At 71.0% G+C, this 16,708-nt stretch carries 17 protein-coding genes; 12 read left to right on the forward strand and 5 right to left on the reverse strand.

What is annotated here, in order from left to right:
* Positions 1 to 7: 7 nt before the first annotated feature.
* The 4 genes from ACFVWW_RS13550 to ACFVWW_RS13565 all read left to right on the forward strand — a co-directional run bounded on the left by ACFVWW_RS13550 (position 8) and on the right by ACFVWW_RS13565 (position 3,408).
* Positions 8 to 1,402 carry a dipeptidase gene (locus ACFVWW_RS13550; protein ID WP_384336406.1) on the forward strand — a complete coding sequence of 465 codons (1,395 nt, stop codon included), beginning with the start codon at positions 8 to 10 and terminating at the stop codon, positions 1,400 to 1,402.
* A gap of 38 nt (positions 1,403 to 1,440) precedes the next feature.
* Complete coding sequence (gene nudC, locus ACFVWW_RS13555; RefSeq protein ID WP_384189635.1) at positions 1,441 to 2,385, forward strand: NAD(+) diphosphatase; 945 nt, start codon at positions 1,441 to 1,443, stop codon at positions 2,383 to 2,385.
* Between the two features lie 146 nt (positions 2,386 to 2,531).
* Entirely contained in the window at positions 2,532 to 2,987 is a 456-nt protein-coding gene (locus ACFVWW_RS13560; RefSeq protein WP_384193627.1) for a helix-turn-helix transcriptional regulator, read from the forward strand.
* Between the two features lie 10 nt (positions 2,988 to 2,997).
* On the forward strand, positions 2,998 to 3,408 hold the full coding sequence (locus tag ACFVWW_RS13565; protein WP_384193630.1) for a VOC family protein: 411 nt from the start codon (positions 2,998 to 3,000) through the stop codon (positions 3,406 to 3,408).
* Between the two features lie 128 nt (positions 3,409 to 3,536).
* Here the strand turns inward: ACFVWW_RS13565 and ACFVWW_RS13570 are convergent, their stop codons facing one another.
* On the reverse strand, positions 3,537 to 3,791 hold the full coding sequence (locus tag ACFVWW_RS13570) for a mycoredoxin (protein WP_384193633.1): 255 nt from the start codon (positions 3,789 to 3,791) through the stop codon (positions 3,537 to 3,539).
* Between the two features lie 197 nt (positions 3,792 to 3,988).
* Here ACFVWW_RS13570 and ACFVWW_RS13575 point away from each other — a divergent pair, with 197 nt between their 5' ends.
* From ACFVWW_RS13575 to ACFVWW_RS13590, 4 genes are all read left to right on the forward strand, one after another.
* Positions 3,989 to 6,196, forward strand: a complete 2,208-nt coding sequence (locus ACFVWW_RS13575) for an ATP-dependent DNA helicase UvrD2 (protein WP_384336404.1) — start codon at positions 3,989 to 3,991, stop codon at positions 6,194 to 6,196.
* A 184-nt stretch (positions 6,197 to 6,380) separates the two neighbouring features.
* Positions 6,381 to 6,707, forward strand: coding sequence for a hypothetical protein (locus ACFVWW_RS13580; RefSeq protein WP_384193636.1), 327 nt, complete (start codon positions 6,381 to 6,383; stop codon positions 6,705 to 6,707).
* Between the two features lie 172 nt (positions 6,708 to 6,879).
* Positions 6,880 to 7,248 carry a WhiB family transcriptional regulator gene (locus ACFVWW_RS13585; RefSeq protein WP_384193638.1) on the forward strand — a complete coding sequence of 123 codons (369 nt, stop codon included), beginning with the start codon at positions 6,880 to 6,882 and terminating at the stop codon, positions 7,246 to 7,248.
* Positions 7,245 to 7,568 (forward strand): hypothetical protein, encoded by a 324-nt coding sequence (locus ACFVWW_RS13590; protein ID WP_384193641.1) that lies wholly within the window; start codon positions 7,245 to 7,247, stop codon positions 7,566 to 7,568. The genes ACFVWW_RS13585 and ACFVWW_RS13590 overlap by 4 nt, the downstream gene beginning before the upstream one ends.
* Before the next feature lie 121 nt (positions 7,569 to 7,689).
* Here the strand turns inward: ACFVWW_RS13590 and ACFVWW_RS13595 are convergent, their stop codons facing one another.
* Positions 7,690 to 9,078, reverse strand: coding sequence for an ABC1 kinase family protein (locus ACFVWW_RS13595; RefSeq protein WP_384193644.1), 1,389 nt, complete (start codon positions 9,076 to 9,078; stop codon positions 7,690 to 7,692).
* A gap of 42 nt (positions 9,079 to 9,120) precedes the next feature.
* Positions 9,121 to 10,272, reverse strand: a complete 1,152-nt coding sequence (locus tag ACFVWW_RS13600; RefSeq protein WP_386878378.1) for a TOMM precursor leader peptide-binding protein — start codon at positions 10,270 to 10,272, stop codon at positions 9,121 to 9,123.
* Positions 10,273 to 10,474: 202 nt separating this feature from the next.
* On the opposite strand from ACFVWW_RS13600, the gene ACFVWW_RS13605 reads away from it, so the two are divergent.
* From ACFVWW_RS13605 to ACFVWW_RS13620, 4 genes are all read left to right on the forward strand, one after another.
* Complete coding sequence (locus ACFVWW_RS13605; protein ID WP_384193649.1) at positions 10,475 to 11,098, forward strand: M48 family metallopeptidase; 624 nt, start codon at positions 10,475 to 10,477, stop codon at positions 11,096 to 11,098.
* A gap of 152 nt (positions 11,099 to 11,250) precedes the next feature.
* On the forward strand, positions 11,251 to 12,858 hold the full coding sequence (locus ACFVWW_RS13610) for a TerD family protein (RefSeq protein WP_384336400.1): 1,608 nt from the start codon (positions 11,251 to 11,253) through the stop codon (positions 12,856 to 12,858).
* Between the two features lie 13 nt (positions 12,859 to 12,871).
* Complete coding sequence (locus ACFVWW_RS13615) at positions 12,872 to 13,552, forward strand: AIM24 family protein (protein WP_384193654.1); 681 nt, start codon at positions 12,872 to 12,874, stop codon at positions 13,550 to 13,552.
* A 19-nt stretch (positions 13,553 to 13,571) separates the two neighbouring features.
* Positions 13,572 to 14,336, forward strand: coding sequence for an AIM24 family protein (locus ACFVWW_RS13620; protein WP_384193656.1), 765 nt, complete (start codon positions 13,572 to 13,574; stop codon positions 14,334 to 14,336).
* A gap of 100 nt (positions 14,337 to 14,436) precedes the next feature.
* Here ACFVWW_RS13620 and ACFVWW_RS13625 read toward each other — a convergent pair whose 3' ends face one another.
* Together ACFVWW_RS13625 and ACFVWW_RS13630 are read right to left on the reverse strand one after the other, a co-directional pair.
* Positions 14,437 to 14,964 carry an NUDIX hydrolase gene (locus tag ACFVWW_RS13625; protein ID WP_384336398.1) on the reverse strand — a complete coding sequence of 176 codons (528 nt, stop codon included), beginning with the start codon at positions 14,962 to 14,964 and terminating at the stop codon, positions 14,437 to 14,439.
* A complete protein-coding gene (locus tag ACFVWW_RS13630) occupies positions 14,961 to 16,427 on the reverse strand; it encodes a zinc-dependent metalloprotease (RefSeq protein ID WP_384336396.1) in 1,467 nt (488 codons plus the stop codon). Before ACFVWW_RS13630 ends, ACFVWW_RS13625 begins: the two co-directional genes overlap by 4 nt.
* Between the last annotated feature and the right edge of the window lie 281 nt (positions 16,428 to 16,708).

Here is a 16,708-nt window from a genome sequence, read left to right on the forward strand (position 1 = left end):
CGACGTCATGAGCGACAACCCGGACAGCGTCGTCCGTACGTACATCCAGACCCACCGCGCCGCCTTCCTCGACGACCTCGCCGACTGGCTGCGCATCCCGTCCGTATCCGCCCAGCCCGACCACGACGCTGACGTGCGGCGCAGTGCCGACTGGCTCGCCGCGAAGCTCAAGGAGACCGGCTTCCCGGTCACTGAGATCTGGAACACACCGGGCGCCCCGGCCGTCTACGCCGAGTGGCCCTCCGAGGACCCCGACGCCCCGACCGTCCTGGTCTACGGCCACCACGACGTCCAGCCTGCCGCCCCCGAGGACGGTTGGCACACCGCCCCCTTCGAACCGGTCGTCCGGGACGGCCGGATGTTCGCGCGCGGCGCCGCCGACGACAAGGGCCAGGTGTTCTTCCACACCCTCGGGGTACGGGCCCATCTCGCCGCCACCGGCCGCGCCACCCCCGCCGTGCACCTGAAGCTCCTCGTCGAGGGCGAGGAGGAGTCGGGCTCCCCGCACTTCCGCGCCCTGGCCGAGCAGCACGCCGACCGCCTCGCCGCGGACGTCGTGATCGTCTCCGACACCGGTATGTGGTCCGAGAACACCCCGACCGTCTGCACCGGCATGCGCGGCCTGGCCGACTGCGAGATCGAGCTGTACGGCCCCGACCAGGACATCCACTCTGGCTCCTTCGGCGGAGCCGTCCCGAACCCGGCCACCGTCGCCGCCCGCCTCGTCGCGGCCCTGCACGACGAGCAGGAACGGGTCACGGTCCCCGGCTTCTACGACGGTGTCGCCGAACTCACCGACGCCGAGCGCGCTCTCATCGCCGAGCTGCCCTTCGACGAGGCGGAGTGGCTGCGTACGGCCAGGTCCCACGGCACTCTCGGCGAGTCCGGCTACTCCACCCTGGAGCGCGTCTGGGCCCGCCCGACCGCCGAGGTGAACGGCATCGGAGGCGGCTACCAGGGCCCCGGCGGCAAGACGATCATTCCGTCCTCCGCCCAGCTGAAGCTCTCCTTCCGGCTGGTCGCGGGCCAGGACCCGGACCATGTCGAGCGGTCCGTACGCGACTGGGTCGAGGCCGGGATCCCGGCCGGAATCCGCCACAAGATCAGCTTCGGTGCGGCCACCCGCCCCTGTCTGACCCCCCTGGACCACCCCGCGCTCCAGTCGGTCGTACGGGCCATGGGCCGCGCCTTCGGCCAGAAGATCCGCTTCACCCGCGAGGGCGGTTCGGGACCGGCCGCCGACCTCCAGGACGTGCTCGGTGCGCCGGTGCTCTTCCTCGGCATCTCCGTACCGTCCGACGGCTGGCACGCGCCGAACGAGAAGGTCGAACTGGACCTGCTCCTCAAGGGCGTGGAGACCACCGCCTACCTCTGGGGCGACCTTGCCGCCGCACTCCGCTGAACAGAAACCCAATCCACCCGGGGGAGTTGGAAGTACCTGTGAGCACCATCAGCAGTGACGCCACCGCACACCGACCGATCGGCCTCACCGCCCACAGCGGTATCGACCGCGCGGCGCACCACCGTCTCGACGAGGCCTGGCTGGCGGCGGCCTGGAGTCACCCGACCACGCGGGTCTTCGTGGTGTCGGGCGGCCAGGTGCTGATCGACGACACACCGGACGGCCGCACCGAACTGGTCATGACCCCGTCCTTCGAGGCGCCCGTCACCGAGACCCACCGCTACTACCTCGGTACGGACGAGGGCGGCGTCCGCTACTTCGCCCTTCAGAAGGACGCGCTCCCCGGGCGCATGGACCAGTCGGCGCGGGCCGCGGGGCTGCGCGAGGCGGGGCTGCTGCTCTCCCCGCGCGACGCGGGCCTGATGGTGCACGCCGTCGCGCTGGAGAACTGGCAGCGGCTGCACCGCTTCTGCTCCCGCTGCGGCGAGCGCACCGTGATCGCGGCGGCCGGCCATATCCGCCGCTGCCAGGCCTGCGGCGCCGAGCACTACCCCCGGACCGACCCCGCGGTGATCATGCTCGTCACGGACGAGGAGGACCGCGCGCTCCTCGGCCGCCAGGTGCACTGGCCCGAGGGCCGCTTCTCCACCCTCGCGGGCTTCGTCGAGCCCGGCGAGTCGATCGAACAGTCGGTGGCTCGCGAGGTCTTCGAGGAGGCGGGCGTCACGGTGGGCGACGTCGAGTACGTCGCCAGCCAGCCGTGGCCGTTCCCGTCGAGCCTGATGCTGGGCTTCATGGCCCGCGCCACGTCCTCGCAGATCACGGTGGACGGTGAGGAGATCGAGGAGGCGCGCTGGTTCTCCCGGGAGGACCTGCGGGCCGCGATCGAGTCGGGCGAGATCCTCCCGCCGGCCGGCATCTCGATCGCCGCGCGCCTGGTGGAACTCTGGTACGGCAAGCCCCTGCCGAAGCCCGCCAACTGACGTACCCGGCAGGCGTTTGGCGTCGGGCAGTTCATGCGGACGCTCGGCCGGGTTTTCCCGGCCGAGCGTGGTGCGTGGGCGGCCGTTTGAGTCACATCCTCGCAGGTCAGCAGCTTTTTTCGGGGAACGGCTGCTACCCTCGTCCCATGACTCCGCAAGACCTCGCCAACCTCGGGCACCTGCGCCGGGCGCGGGATCTGATCGACCGGGAGTACGCACGTCCGCTCGACGTGCCGACGATCGCCCGCCACGCGCTCATGTCGCCGGCGCACTTCTCGCGGCAGTTCCGGGCGGCCTATGGCGAGACGCCGTACAACTACCTCATGACGCGCCGGATCGAGCGGGCGATGGCCCTGCTGCGCGCGGGGGTGAGCGTGACCGAGGCGTGCATGGCGGTCGGCTGTACCTCGCTCGGCTCGTTCAGCTCACGATTCACCGAGCTCCTGGGGGAGACGCCGAGCGCATACCGGCTGCGGGAGCACCCCGCGGAGACGGCGATGCCCGCGTGCGTGGCGAAGGTGCGCACCCGGCCGACCAGAAACGCGCCGACCAGAAACGCGCCGAGCAGGATCGGAGAAGCGGTCCGCGCGACCGCCGCCTAGCGTGGTCCGCATGAACATCTCACTCCATTACTCCCACATCACCGTCAACGACCCGGACGAGTCCCTCGCCTTCTACCGCGACGCGCTCGGCCTCGAAGTGCGCAACGACGTCGCTGCCGGCGGATTCCGCTGGGTCACCCTCGGCAGCCCGACCCAGCCGGACATCGAGATCGTGCTCTCGGAACCTCACGCCGGCCGGTCCCAGGCCGACGGCGACGCCATTCAGGAGCTGCTCACCAAGGGCGTCCTGCAGCAGATCGTCTTCCGCACCGACGATCTCGACGCGGCCTTCGAGAAGCTGCGGGCGTCGGGCGCGGAGGTGCTGCAGGAACCCATGAGCCAGCCCTGGGGCCCGCGTGACTGCGCGTTCCGCGATCCCTCGGGCAACATGGTGCGGATCTCGCAGGCGCCGACGGCGTAGTCCGAGGCCTCCCGCACGACGTGTGCAGGAGGCCCCGGCCCGAAGTACTCCGCTGCGGCCGCGCGTGCCCTCCACCCCCGGAGGACACCTGGAGGACCCCCGGAGGGCGCCTGGAGAGCGCCGGTGCGTCAGGCGCCGAGGGCCTGCTTCACCTGGGCCAGCGACGGGTTCGTCATGACCGACTCGGTGCCCGTGGGCGCGATGACCAGAACCGTCGGCACGGTCTGGTTGCCACCGTTCGCCTTCTCGACGAAGGCCGCCGACTCCGGGTCCTGCTCGATGTTGATCTCGTTGTACGCGATGCCTTCGCGGTCCATCTGGCCCTTCAGCCGACGGCAGTATCCGCACCACGTGGTGCTGTACATCGTCACAGTGCCCGGCATGCTCTCGCGCTCCTTTGTCTCGCCCAATGCGCCGTCCGTCGTCCTCGTACGCCGCTCGCATCCTGTCGAACGCACGTGACCCGGCCACCATTCCCGGACGGCTGCGACCCACCGCACGACCCGCGTTGATACGACCGGCGCGGCTCCCCTGTGGACAACCGCCGCAGCCGTCTCCTGGGACCTGGCAGCATGGCGGCGTGACAGCAGCAACGCACTCCCCACTGTTCCCGCAGGAATCCGGCAGCCAGATCGTGGCTCCGCCGCGCGACGCCGACGCGGTGCTCGACGGGCTCGACCCCGAGCAGCGCGAGGTGGCGACCGCCCTGCACGGTCCGGTGTGCGTGCTGGCGGGGGCCGGCACGGGCAAGACACGCGCCATCACGCACCGGATCGCGTACGGCGTGCGCGCCGGGATACTCCAGCCCGCCAGCGTGCTGGCCGTCACCTTCACCAACCGCGCCGCGGGTGAGATGCGCGGGCGGCTGCGCCAGCTCGGCGCGGGCGGCGTCCAGGCACGCACGTTCCACTCGGCGGCGCTGCGCCAGCTCCAGTTCTTCTGGCCCAAGGCGGTCGGCGGTGAGCTGCCGCGGCTGCTGGAGCGCAAGGTCCAGCTGGTCGCCGAGTCGGCGGCCCGCTGCCGGATCAAGCTCGACCGCAATGAACTGCGCGACGTCACCAGCGAGATCGAGTGGGCGAAGGTCACCCAGACCGTGCCGGCCGACTATCCGGCCGCCGTCGCCAAGTCGCACCGCGACGCCCCGCGCGACCCGGCCGAAATCGGCCAGATCTACGCGATGTACGAGCAGCTGAAGCGCGAGCGCTCGGTGATCGACTTCGAGGATGTGCTGCTGCTCGCGGTCGGCATCCTCCAGGACCGGCATGACATCGCCGACCAGATCCGCCGTCAGTACCAGCACTTCGTGGTGGACGAGTACCAGGACGTCAGCCCCCTCCAGCAGCGGCTGCTCGACCTCTGGCTGGGGGACCGGGAGAGCCTCTGTGTCGTCGGGGACGCCAGCCAGACGATCTACTCCTTCACCGGCGCCACCCCCGACCACCTGCTGAACTTCCGCACCCGGCATCCGAGCGCCACCGTGGTGAAGCTGATCCGCGACTACCGCTCCACCCCGCAGGTCGTCCATCTGGCCAACGGCCTGCTGAACCAGGCGCGCGGCCGGGCCGCCGAGCACCGCCTCGAGCTGATCTCGCAGCGCGAGCCGGGCCCCGAGCCGGTCCACACGGAGTACGTGGACGAGCCGGCCGAGGCCGAGGGCACCGCCCGCCGGATCCGCGATCTGATCGCCGCCGGCGTCCCGGCCGGCGAGATCGCCGTGCTGTACCGGATCAACGCCCAGTCGGAGGTCTACGAACAGGCCCTCGCCGACGCGGGCGTGCCGTACCAGCTGCGCGGCGCCGAGCGGTTCTTCGAGCGCCAGGAGGTACGGGAAGCGGGCGCCGCGCTGCGCGGCGCCGCGCGCTTCGGGGGCAACGACTCCCTGCTCGACGATGTCGTGGAGCTGCCCTCACAGGTGCGGGCGGTTCTCTCCACCAAGGGGTGGACCACCGAACCTCCCTCGGGCTCCGGCGCGGTCCGCGACCGCTGGGAGTCGCTGGCCGCCCTGGTCCGTCTCGCCGAGGACTTCGTGCGCGCCAAGCCGACGGCCACGCTCGCCGATCTGGTGGCCGAGCTGGACGAGCGGGCGGCCGCGCAGCACGCGCCCACCGTGCAGGGCGTCACGCTCGCCTCGCTGCACGCGGCGAAGGGCCTGGAGTGGGACGCGGTGTTCCTCGTCGGGCTCACCGAGGGCATGATGCCGATCACCTACGCCAAGACCGACGAGCAGATCGAGGAGGAGCGCCGGCTCCTCTATGTCGGGGTCACCCGGGCGCGGCTCCATCTCTCCCTCTCCTGGGCGCTCTCCCGCTCGCCCGGCGGCCGGGCCTCCCGGCGTCCCACCCGCTTTCTGAACGGGCTGCGTCCGGGCTCCACGGCCCCCGGAGCCCGCAGCGTGGCGGCGGCCGCGGGCGGGACCGCCGAGCGCGGCGGCGCGGCCGTCAAGCGCAAGCGGCGCGGCCCCGTGCTCTGCCGGGTGTGCGGCAAGACCCTCACCGAGGCCGGCGAGATGAAGCTCATGCGCTGCGAGGACTGTCCCTCCGACATGGACGAGGCGCTCTACGAGCGGCTGCGCGACTGGCGCGCGGACCAGGCGCAGCAGCTCAGTCAGCCCGCCTATTGCGTGTTCACCGACAAGACGCTGATGGCCATCGCCGAGGCGGTGCCGGGCAGCGAGGGGGAGTTGGCCGGGATCGCGGGGGTCGGCAGCCGCAAGCTGGGCCGCTTCGGAGCCGATGTGCTGGCCATCTGCGCAGGTGAGGAGCTTGCCGGGGACGATGGGGACAGCTGATACAAACTCGTCGAGAAAATAGTTTGCGCGCGCCCCGGCAATCCCCATAGGTTCTTAACCACGGGAACGGCGGCTTCTCCGAAGCCCTGTCCCCGTGCTCTACTTGTCCAAAGCTGTATCTGTCCAGTGAACGTGCGACCGGCCCCCGGGCCGGTCCTTGAGACGCCGAGAGGAGGCGATTCCAGTGATCAGCATCAACACCAGCTTCATCAGCCCGGCCAAAATGACCGATCCCTCGGTCGTCTCCGCCTGCTCGCTCGGCTTCTCCGGTTCCGAACTCATTGCCATCGGTATGTCCGGCGCCTGCGCCGCGCGTCCCACCGGTCTGTCGGGTCTGCCCGTCCGGCCGCGCAATGAGCGACCGACCAAGGCGCTGGGAGCGGCAGTAGCAGGCGCAGAGGCGAAGGCCTATGCCTTCGCGGCGGCCAGTGCCGAAACCAAGAAGCAGACGACGCAGCATCACAAGATGTGGGCCTTCCGTGGGCTCGAACCCTGGAGTGATCCAGCCTGATCGAAGATCAGGCCGGCGCCTTCAGGGCCGCGGAACCCCACCCGGGATCCGCGGCCCTTCTGTTTTTCCCGAACGGGAGAGACGGAGCGAAGGGGCCTCGGGACAGGTAACACCCGGTACCAGCCGACAACCGGCCAACAGGCCGGACCGACCAGACGAGGAACGACACCCCGTGCAACTCGAAGCGCACGCCCCGTCCGTACCGACTTCCGAAACGATCCCCCCGCCCGGTCTCACGGAGGACTCCACCTTGACCCCGCTCACCGCGCTCACCGCGCTCGATGACGCCATCGAGAACCTCGGCGTACCCGTTCCCTGCCGTGCCTACGACCCGGAGGTCTTCTTCGCCGAGTCCCCGGCCGATGTCGAGCACGCCAAGTCGCTCTGCCGCACCTGCCCGCTGGTCGAGGCCTGCCTCGCCGGCGCCAAGGAGCGGCGCGAGCCGTGGGGTGTCTGGGGCGGCGAGCTCTTCGTCCAGGGCGTGGTCGTTGCCCGCAAGCGGCCGCGTGGCCGTCCGCGCAAGAACCCGGTCGCGGCATGAACGCGTCCGGAACCATCGACCGTCCCTTTACGCACGATCCCCAGAAGCAGGCTCCGATGACCTCTTCCACGAGCGAGCCCTCGGGCTCCGCCACCCCAGTTGTCAGCACCACCGGCGCGAACGACTCGCGTCAGAACAGGACCCGCGAGATGCAACTCATCCCAGAAGCCCTGGCTCGCGCGCATATGGACGAACGAATGCGTGAAGTCGACGCGGAACGCCGGGCCGTGCGCCTGGTCGCCGCTCGGCGGATGCAGCGCCGCGCCGAGCGCGTGTCGATGCGCGCCCGCCGCGCGCTGGCCGTGGCCGTCATGCAGTAGGCGAACCAGCCAGTTCGGTATCACTGAGCGGGGGCCGGTCCCGAGGGACCGGCCCCCGCGTTGCGTTGTCCCCGCCCCCGCCCCCGCCCCCTGCCCCGCCCCCCGTCGTCGGACTGCTCGGTCAGGCTCCGGCCTCGACCGCTTCTTCCTCGTCGTACTGCTCCGGCAGGAACCCGGGCAGCCAGTCCTCCAGCTCGTCCCGGAGCCGTACCGTCGCGTTCAGCTGGCAGAGCACGCCGATGGTGCTCAGCGTGACGCGGTGTATCAGCAGATACGACGGCGGCAGATTCAGCTGCTTGCCCAACTGGTTGGCGGGGGAGCGCGGATCGGCGACCCGCGCCGCCTGATTGCGCATCCAGCTCCGGGTGAAGGTGAACTCCTCCGCTGCCGCCGGCTCGATGATCGGCTTCAGATAGTCCAGCACCGCGTCCGGGTCGAGATCTATGGACTCCTTGACGAATCCCTCCTCGCGCAGCAGGTCGTACACCGACTCGGCGTCGCTCTCCAGCGTCATCCGCAGCGCCTCGCCGATGGTGCCGGGCAGCCCTCCCGGCAGCCGGTCCACCGTGCCGAAGTCCAGCACCCCGAGCCGGAATTCGCCCTCCGCCCCGTCGTCGTCCTCATCGGTCTCCACGGGCGGCAGCAGCCGGAAGTTGCCCGGATGCGGATCCGCGTGCAGCAGTCCCGTACGCGCGGGGCCCGAGAAGAGGAACCGTGCCAGCAGCTGCCCCGCCCGGTCGCGCTGCTCGGGTGTGCCGTTGTTGATCACTTCCGCCAGCGGTATGCCGTCGATCCACTCCGTCACCAGCACCTGGTCGCTCTGGTGCACCACATCCGGCACCACCACATCCGGGTCGTCCGCGAACTCCGCCGCGTGTTCCCGCTGGGCCTGGGCCTCCAGGGCGTAGTCCAGCTCCTCGGAGACGCGGTCGCGAAGCTCGGTGATCAGCGGCTTGATGTCCATCCCCGGCACCAGGGGCCCCAACAGCCTGGCGAACCGGCTCAGCTGTGACAAATCCGACAGCAGCGCCTCCCCGGCGCCCGGATACTGCACCTTGACCGCGACCTCGCGCCCGTCGTGCCAGATCGCCCGGTGCACCTGGCCGATCGACGCGGCGGCCGCGGGCTTGTCCTCGAACTCGACGAACAGCTCACGCCAGTCCTCGCCCAACCGCTCGGTCAGCACCGCGTGCACCGTGCGGGTCGGCATGGGCGGGGCCGCCTCCTGGAGCTTGGTGAGCGCCGCCCGGTAGGGCCCGGCGATCTCCTCGGGCAGCGCGGACTCGAAGACGGACAGCGCCTGCCCGAACTTCATCGCGCCGCCCTTGAGCTCCCCGAGCACCTTGAAGAGCTGGTCGGCCGTGCGCTGTTGCAGTTCCCGGGAGACGATCTCCGCGGACCTCCCGCCGATCCGCTTGCCCAGGCCCCAGGTGGCCCGTCCGGCGAAGCCCAGCGGCAGCGCGGCCAACTTCGCGGTACGGGTGACCGCCTTCCGGGGAAGATCAGACATTACGCCCCTCCTAATCCCAGACAGCCATGCCGCGTAGGCCGGCTACCCCGCCATTGTGTCGTGCGGTGCCCCCGCCGCGGCGATGCGCTCCCCCTCTCTTTTCCCGGCCGCCCCGCAGGGACAGTCCGGATGGGGCACGATCCGCTCCGAGCGCCAGTCGAGCAGTGGCAATGACACCTCCCATCGTGCACCCGTGCCGGCGGGCAGCTCACCGTCCAGGAACGACAGGGCATGGGCCGCCGCCAGACCCGCCACCGTCGTGGCCAGCCCCAGATCGCAGGCCGGTACGGCGGCCGCCCTGCGGCGCCCTGACCCCCACTGCGCCAGCGTCCGGGGCCACCCCGGATCGCGGTCCGCCCGGCCCCGCGCCAGACAGCCCGCACAGGCCGTGCCACCGGGCAGCACCAGCGGCCCGACCAGACCTGTGCCCTCGATCACACCCGCATAGAGATGGGGAGTCCCCGTGGCGATCCAGGGCTCGGCCGCCGCCGGATCGGGGGCGTAGGCCGCGAGGCCGTCCCGCGGGGCGACGACGACCAGGGAGAGGGGCGGCTCACCCTCGCCGCAGGACTCCGCGAGCTCCGCCGCCCTCGGCGCCCGACCGGGCGCGGACCGCCGGACCAGCTGCCGGGCCGCCACATCCCGGCGCTCGCCGACGGACCCCGCGGGCAGGCCGCCGGGCGCCACATCCCACTCCTGCGCGCACCCGCCGTCCAGCACATCGAGGCGCCCGACCCCGGAGGCCGCGAGCACCGAGGCGACAGCCGCCCCGACCCGCCCGGCTCCCCGGACCTGGACCCGCATCGCCCGCCGCGCCGCCAGGCGCCGTATCCCCGCGCCCGGCTCCGGATGGACGACGGAGAGCGACGCGAGATCGGGCCGCATCCGGTCGAGGGCCCCCGCCCGGTTCCGTAACGCGTCGGCCGCCCGGCCGCCCGCGTCCGAGTCGTCGATCACCCCCGCCGCGGTCAGCCGCTCCACCAGCGAATCGGCCCGGCCGTCCGGCAGTCCCATCGCGCGGGCCTCCTCCCGCAGCAGCGGCAGCCCCCGCGTCCCGTCGAGCAGCTCCAGAAAGCTGCCCGTGGCGGTGTCGACCGGGCCGACCAGCACCGCGTGCGCGGGGGTGACCCCGAACTGCACCGTCTGCCGCTCCCGCCAGGCGTGCCGCAGCGCGGGCTTCACCATCGGATGCATATCGGCCTCCCCGTTGATCTTTTCTTGGTTCGCTGATCTCGCTGTTTCGCGTTCTCAGAATGCAAGGCGGCGGCCGGGGGCGCGGAAAGTTATCCACAGCTGTGGGCATTAGTCGTTCAAATGGCGCATGCCACGGAGTGGATCAAGATCGAACCGTCCCGGCGGCGGGACTTCCCCCGCACGCAGCGGGTAACGTCGGGGCGTGTCCGCCGATCCTTCCCCTCGCCTCGCGGGGGAGACCCCATCGAACAGCGCCGGAAGCGCGGAGCGCGGCGTGGCGAGCCGCCCGCCGCGCGGCCCGGGGACGAGCGCTGTCGAGGTCCGCAGGAGCACCCGCCGCAGCAGAACGGTCTCGGCGTACCGCGAGGGTGACAGGACCATCGTGCTCATCCCCGCCCGGATGTCGGAGGCGGAGGAGCGGCGCTGGGTGTCGGTGATGCTCGACAAGCTCGCAGCCCAGGAGAGCAAGCGCGTCCTCGGCGACACCGAGCTGACCGAGCGGGCCGAGCGGCTGTCCGACCAGTTCTTCGCCGGCCGGGCGAGACCCGCCTCCGTCCGCTGGGTGACCAATCAGAACACCCGCTGGGGCTCCTGCACCCCCGCCGAGGGCAGCATCCGGCTGTCGCACCGGCTGCAGGGCATGCCGGAGTACGTCGTCGACTACGTGCTCGTCCATGAGCTGGCGCATCTGCTGGTGCCGGGGCACGGGCCCCGGTTCTGGCGGCTGCTGGAGGCGTATCCCCGCACCGAGCGCGCCCGCGGCTATCTCGAAGGCGTGGTCGCGGCCGAGCGACTGCCGCATCTGCCCCTCGTGCCCGGTGAATGACCTATTCCGCATGAGCGCGTGACACCTGTTGAGGCCGGGAACAGTGATTCGGCGATCCTGTACCGAATGTGTACCGGCTTGGCTCAATGTCGCACCCAGCCGTTAGCCTGGCGCGACTCAGTCATATTCGGGATGGGGGACGGTCGTTACGTATGGCCAGGGAATTCCAACGCGGCCACAAGGCCAAGATCAGTGATCTCACGCCGGGAACAGATCTGTACGTAGGTGTGCAGATCGCCGCTCCCGGGCTGAGCTTCGACATCAGCTGTTTCGGACTCGACGCCAACGAGCAGCTCTCGGACGACCGCTATTTCATCTTCTTCAATCAGCCGAAGTCGCCCGAGGAATCCGTCCAGCTGCTGGGCGCGCAGGCCGGGGACACCGAGTCCTTCCGGGTGACCCTGGACCGCATCCCGGCCACCATCCACAAGCTCTCGTTCACCGCCACCATCGACGGCGCGGGCCAGATGTCGCACGTCGGTCCCGGATACATCCGCATCGTCGCGGGCGGCGAGGAAGTCGTCCGATACGCCTTCAGCGGCTCGGAGTTCACCACCGAGCGTGCGGTTATGCTCGGCGACTTCTACCTGAAGGACGTATGGCGCTTCGCCGCCATCGGCCAGGGCTTCGACGGCGGTCTGGACGCGCTGCTCAAGAACTTCGGCGGCGAGGTCGCCGAGGAGGAGCCGGCCGCGCCGCAGCCGCAGGCCGGCGGCCAGGTACCGTCCTTCGCCCCGCCCGCGCAGAGTTCCGCCCCTGTCCCGGCCTTCGGCGCCCCGGCCGCCCCGCAGGCACCCCAGCCTCCGCAGCCCGCGCCGTCCTTCGGCGCTCCTGCCGGACCTCCCGCTCCCGCCCCGGCACCTCAGCCGATGCACGTCGCGCCGACCATCGCGGCGCCCATGACCCCGCCGGGCGGCATGGTGCCGCCGCCGGCCGCGCCGGCCCCGTACGGACAGCCGCCGCAGTTCGGCCAGATCCCCGGGCAGGTCCCGCCGCCCGCCGCGCCGTCTCCGTACGGACAGCCCGCGGCGCCCTCCCCGTTCGGTCAGCAGCCGCCCGGTCCTCCTCAAGGCGTCCCGCAGGGCGTCCCGCCGGGCGGCGCCGGTCTCCAGGCGGCCCTTCAGCCGTACAAGGAACTGCCCACCGGCCAGCGCTGGACCCCGCAGAACGGCCAGCTCATGCGGGTGGACCTCGGCATGGGCGGCACACCGGTCCTCGCCCGCCAGGGCAGCATGGTGATGTACCAGGGCAAGGTCGACTTCGGCTACAAGGGCGCCGGTTTCTCGGGCCGTATCGTCGGCAACGCCACGGGCCAGGAGATGCAGCTGATGCGCTGCACCGGCCGTGGACAGGTGTTCCTCGCCGAAGAGGGCGCGCATCTGCATCCCGTCGAGCTTCAGGGTGACGGCATCTGCGTCTCCGCGGAGAACGTCCTCGCCTTCGACGAGAGCCTTCAGTACGAGGTCCGCCGTATCGAGGGCCACGGCATCCCCGGCGGCGCTCTGTTCACCATGCAGTTCCAGGGCACCGGCACCGTCGTCGTGAAGACCCACGGCACCCCGGTGGTCCTGCCCGTCACGCCGACGACCTTCGCCGACTGCAATGCCGTCGTCGCCTGGTCGTCCGCGTCCCAGGTGATCCTCTCCAGCCAGGTCAGGCTGCGCCGTAACGCGTACCCCGGCCACAGCGGAGAGACCGTCAACCTGCAGTTCCGGGGAGCCCCCGGCAACTTCATCGTCGTCCAGCCGTACGAGGTCTGAGGGAGCCCGGACAATGAACCAGCAGCTCGCGGGCTTCGCCCCCACGCCCATCGCGGCCCGGATGGAGAATCACGGCCGCTCCATGCTGAAGGTCGCGATGGCCTCCGGCCAGGACCTCTTCGCACGCACCGGCTCGATGATCGCCTACGAGGGCTTCATCCAGTACGAGCCGAACCCGCCCGCCATCCGTCAGGTCGCCTCCCAGTGGGCGACCGGCGAGGGCACCCCGCTCATGAAGTGCGCCGGGGACGGTCTGCTCTACCTCGCCGACTACGGCGCGGATGTCGTCGTGATCAACCTCAACAACGACGCGCTCTCGGTCAACGGCACCAATCTGCTGGCCTTCGACGCGCACCTCCAGTGGGGTGTCGAGCGGGTCAAGGGCCTGGCCAAGTTCGCCGGCCAGGGCCTGTGGAACGTACAGATCTCCGGGACTGGCTGGGTCGCCGTGACCTCCCGCGGCACCCCGATCGTCGTCGACTGCGGCCGCGGCGAGGACGAGACCTACGTCGATCCTGACGCCCTCGTCGCCTGGTCCCCGGACCTCAAGGTGAAGGGCAAGCGCAGCTTCAAAGCCTCCTCGCTGATCGGACGGGGCAGCGGAGAGGCCTTTCAGATGGCCTTCTCGGGCCAGGGCATCGTCGTCGTACAGCCCAGCGAGGACAGCACCGACCGCCTGCGGATCCGGCGCTGAGGGGAAGCGGGAACACACCATGCAGAGTCCACTTTTCGCATACACGGAACAGCAGTCCCAGGAGCGGTACGCGGTACAGAACCCGCAGCTGCTGCGGGTCGCGCTCACCGGCCAGGACGACGTCCTCGCCCGCAAGGGCGCGATGGTCGCCTACCAGGGCCTGATCGACTTCGACGGTGAGTACCAGTCGGGGAACCAGCGGCGGGCCCGGGCGCGCACCGGTGAGGGCCTGGAACTGATGCGCTGCTCCGGGCAGGGCACGGTCTATCTGGCCAACCTCGCCCAGTACATCCATGTCGTGGAGGTCGACCACGACGGCATGACGGTGGACAGCGCCTATGTCCTGGCGCTCGACTCCACGCTGCACACCGAAGTCATCGCGGTGGACAGCCAGTACGGCATCTCCGGCTCCGGCAAGTACCAGCTGAACATCTCCGGCCGGGGCAAGGTCGCCCTGATGACCTCGGGCCAGCCACTGATGATGCAGGTCACGCCGGACAAGTACGTCAACGCCGACGCGGACGCCGTGGTCGCCTGGTCCTCCGCGCTGCGGGTGCAGATGCAGGCACAGACGCACTCCTCGGGCATACGGCGGCGGCGTGGCACCACCGGGGAAGGCTGGGAACTCAGCTTCCTCGGGCAGGGCTTCGCGCTCGTCCAGCCCAGCGAGGTCATGCCGCCGCAGCACGCGGAGATCGGTCAGGGCCTGGGGGCGCAGTTCGGCGTCGGCCAGCAGGGCGCGCACGGCCAGAACCAGAACAACGCCTGGAGCGGGGGCGGCTGATCAGCCCAGAGGGGGCGGCCTCCACGGAGGCCGCCCCTCTCTCAGCCGAAGTCGCAGGAGCAGGAGCAGGAGCAGGAGAAGCCGCAGCCTCAGCCGCTGCTCAGCGGAGCAGCGCGGCGCGCGTACGCTCCACCAGCCGTACCACCGAGCCGTCGGCCACCTCAGCCGCCTCGTCGTAGGAGAACCAGCGCAGATCCAGGGACTCGTCGCTGATCGCCTCGACCGCCCCGGCCGGCGCCAGCGCCGCGTACTGCACATCGAGATGCCAGTGGCAGGGGGCCGGAATGGCATGCCGGTCCAGCTGTACGGGACCGCCCCGCAGCAGCGTCAGGCCCGGGATCCCCGACTCCTCCGTGGCCTCCCGCAGCGCCGCCCGCTCCAGCGAGCTGTCACCTGGCTCGCAGTGGCCGCCCATCTGAAGCCACATGGAGAGCTTCTTGTGCAGGGTGAGCAGGACACGGCCGCGCTCCGGATCGATCACCAGCGCGCTCGCGGTCAGATGCCCCGCCTCACAGGCCTTCCACATCCCGTCCGGGTGGGCGGCCAGATGGTCCAGATAGAGCCCGCGCAGCTCTTCCTGGTCCTCGTAGCTCTTCAGTACGAGGACCGCGTCGTCGTGCAGGCTCACTTGTCGGTGTCGTCCTTGCCCTGGTCCTCGCCGTCGCCCTTGCCGTCGTCCTTCCGGAGGTTCGGCTTGGTGCCGGCCGAACCGCCCGCTGCCTCGCCGAGCATCTTGTCGAGCTCGGAGAAGTCCGCCTGCTCGTGGTGGACGAAGCCGTCCGGGTCGTCGAGGTCGGAAGCCGTCGGCAGCATGTCGGGGTGCTCCCACAGGGCGTCGCGCCCGTCGACCCCGCGCGCGTCGGTGAGCGAGGCCCACAGCCGCGCGGCGTCCCGCAGCCTGCGCGGACGCAGCTGAAGGCCGATGAGGGTGGCGAAGGTCTGCTCGGCGGGACCACCGGAGGCCCGGCGCCTGCGCAGCGTCTCGCGCAGCGCGTCCGCGCCCGTGAGCCTGGTCCTGGCGGCCTCGTGCACCACCGCGTCCACCCAGCCCTCGACCAGCGCGAGCGCCGTTTCGAGCCGGGCGAGCGCCGCCTTCTGCTCCGCGGTGTCCTCCGGCTGGAACATGCCCTGCTGGAGCGCTTCCTGCAGCTCCTCGGGGTGGCTGGGGTCGAACTGGCCGACCACGTCCTCCAGCTTGGAGGTGTCGACCTTGATCCCGCGCGCATAGCCCTCGACCGCGCCGAACATGTGCGACCGCAGCCACGGCACATGGGCGAAGAGCCGCTGGTGGGCGGCCTCGCGCAGCGCCAGATACAGCCGGATCTCGTCCTTGGGCAGCCCGAGGTCCTTGCTGAACGTCTCGATGTTCAGCGGCAGCAGCGCGGCCTTGCCGGCCGGGCCCAGCGGCAGTCCGATGTCGGTCGAGCCGACCACCTCACCCGCCAGCACACCCACGGCCTGCCCGATCTGCTGGCCGAACATGGCGCCGCCCATGGAGCGCATCATGCCGATCAGCGGACCCGCCACGGACTGCATCTCCTCGGGCAGCACATCGGCCATGGCCGTGCCCACCCGCTCCGCCACCGGGTCGACGAGCTGCTGCCACGCGGGCAGGGTCGCCTCGACCCACTCGGCGCGGCTCCACGCCACCGACGTGTTCGCGCCGGAGGGCAGGGAGGTCACACCGTCCAGCCACACATCGGCCAGCCGGACCGCCTCATCGACCGCGGCACGCTCGGCGGGGCCCACGCTCGCGTCCTTGGTGCCGTCGGACGTGCCCTGGGCGACCGTCTGGCGGGCGATCTGCTTGGCCATGTCCCAGTTGACGGGACCGCCCTCGTAACTGAGCATCTGGCCCAGCTGCTGGAAGGCCGCCCCCAGGTCGTTGGGGTTCAGCGAGCCGAACATCGCGGCGAACGGGTTGTCCCCGCCGCCCCCGCCGCCGCCCGGCAGCCCGAATCCCGCGAAGGGATTGCCGGGACCGCCCTGGCCGCCCGCACCCTGACCACCTCCGGCAGGGTCCTTCTTCTTGCCGTCGCCGTCGTCCGGCTCCTCCGGCGGAAGGCCGAATCCGAATGGAGTGTCACTCACGGGGTTCCTCGGCTCGTAGGGCCGCCGGCTTCCTGCCGGCGGCGGCTGCCCGACTACACCACCCAGCCTAAGCGGCACGGGGCCGGCGAGGGTCGTGTCGCGGGTCGTGGACCGTGCCCGGCTGTGGCGCCCGGACCCTCCTTCGACCTGCGCCGTCACCCGCCCGGGCCGGCCGGACGCGGCCCCGACACCCGGGCGGCTTCCGGGCTCGATGCTCCGTCGGCCGATGGCCTGCGGCAGGATGGACGTCACCTGGTGCGTACGCGCCTTACACGTACGTA

The organism is Streptomyces sp. NPDC058198 (genome assembly GCF_042882605.1).
GTDB lineage: Bacteria > Actinomycetota > Actinomycetes > Streptomycetales > Streptomycetaceae > Streptomyces.

What these genes read in the sequence shown, in the direction of transcription:
- ACFVWW_RS13610 (WP_384336400.1), top strand. Translation starts at nt 11,251, where the DNA reads ATGGCCAGGGAATTCCAACGCGGCCACAAGGCCAAGATCAGTGATCTC.
- ACFVWW_RS13615 (WP_384193654.1), top strand. Translation starts at nt 12,872, where the DNA reads ATGAACCAGCAGCTCGCGGGCTTCGCCCCCACGCCCATCGCGGCCCGG.
- ACFVWW_RS13565 (WP_384193630.1), top strand. Translation starts at nt 2,998, where the DNA reads ATGAACATCTCACTCCATTACTCCCACATCACCGTCAACGACCCGGAC.
- ACFVWW_RS13550 (WP_384336406.1), top strand. Translation starts at nt 8, where the DNA reads ATGAGCGACAACCCGGACAGCGTCGTCCGTACGTACATCCAGACCCAC.
- ACFVWW_RS13560 (WP_384193627.1), top strand. Translation starts at nt 2,532, where the DNA reads ATGACTCCGCAAGACCTCGCCAACCTCGGGCACCTGCGCCGGGCGCGG.
- ACFVWW_RS13600 (WP_386878378.1), bottom strand. Translation starts at nt 10,272, where the DNA reads ATGCATCCGATGGTGAAGCCCGCGCTGCGGCACGCCTGGCGGGAGCGG.
- ACFVWW_RS13595 (WP_384193644.1), bottom strand. Translation starts at nt 9,078, where the DNA reads ATGTCTGATCTTCCCCGGAAGGCGGTCACCCGTACCGCGAAGTTGGCC.
- ACFVWW_RS13590 (WP_384193641.1), top strand. Translation starts at nt 7,245, where the DNA reads ATGAACGCGTCCGGAACCATCGACCGTCCCTTTACGCACGATCCCCAG.
- ACFVWW_RS13620 (WP_384193656.1), top strand. Translation starts at nt 13,572, where the DNA reads ATGCAGAGTCCACTTTTCGCATACACGGAACAGCAGTCCCAGGAGCGG.
- ACFVWW_RS13570 (WP_384193633.1), bottom strand. Translation starts at nt 3,791, where the DNA reads ATGCCGGGCACTGTGACGATGTACAGCACCACGTGGTGCGGATACTGC.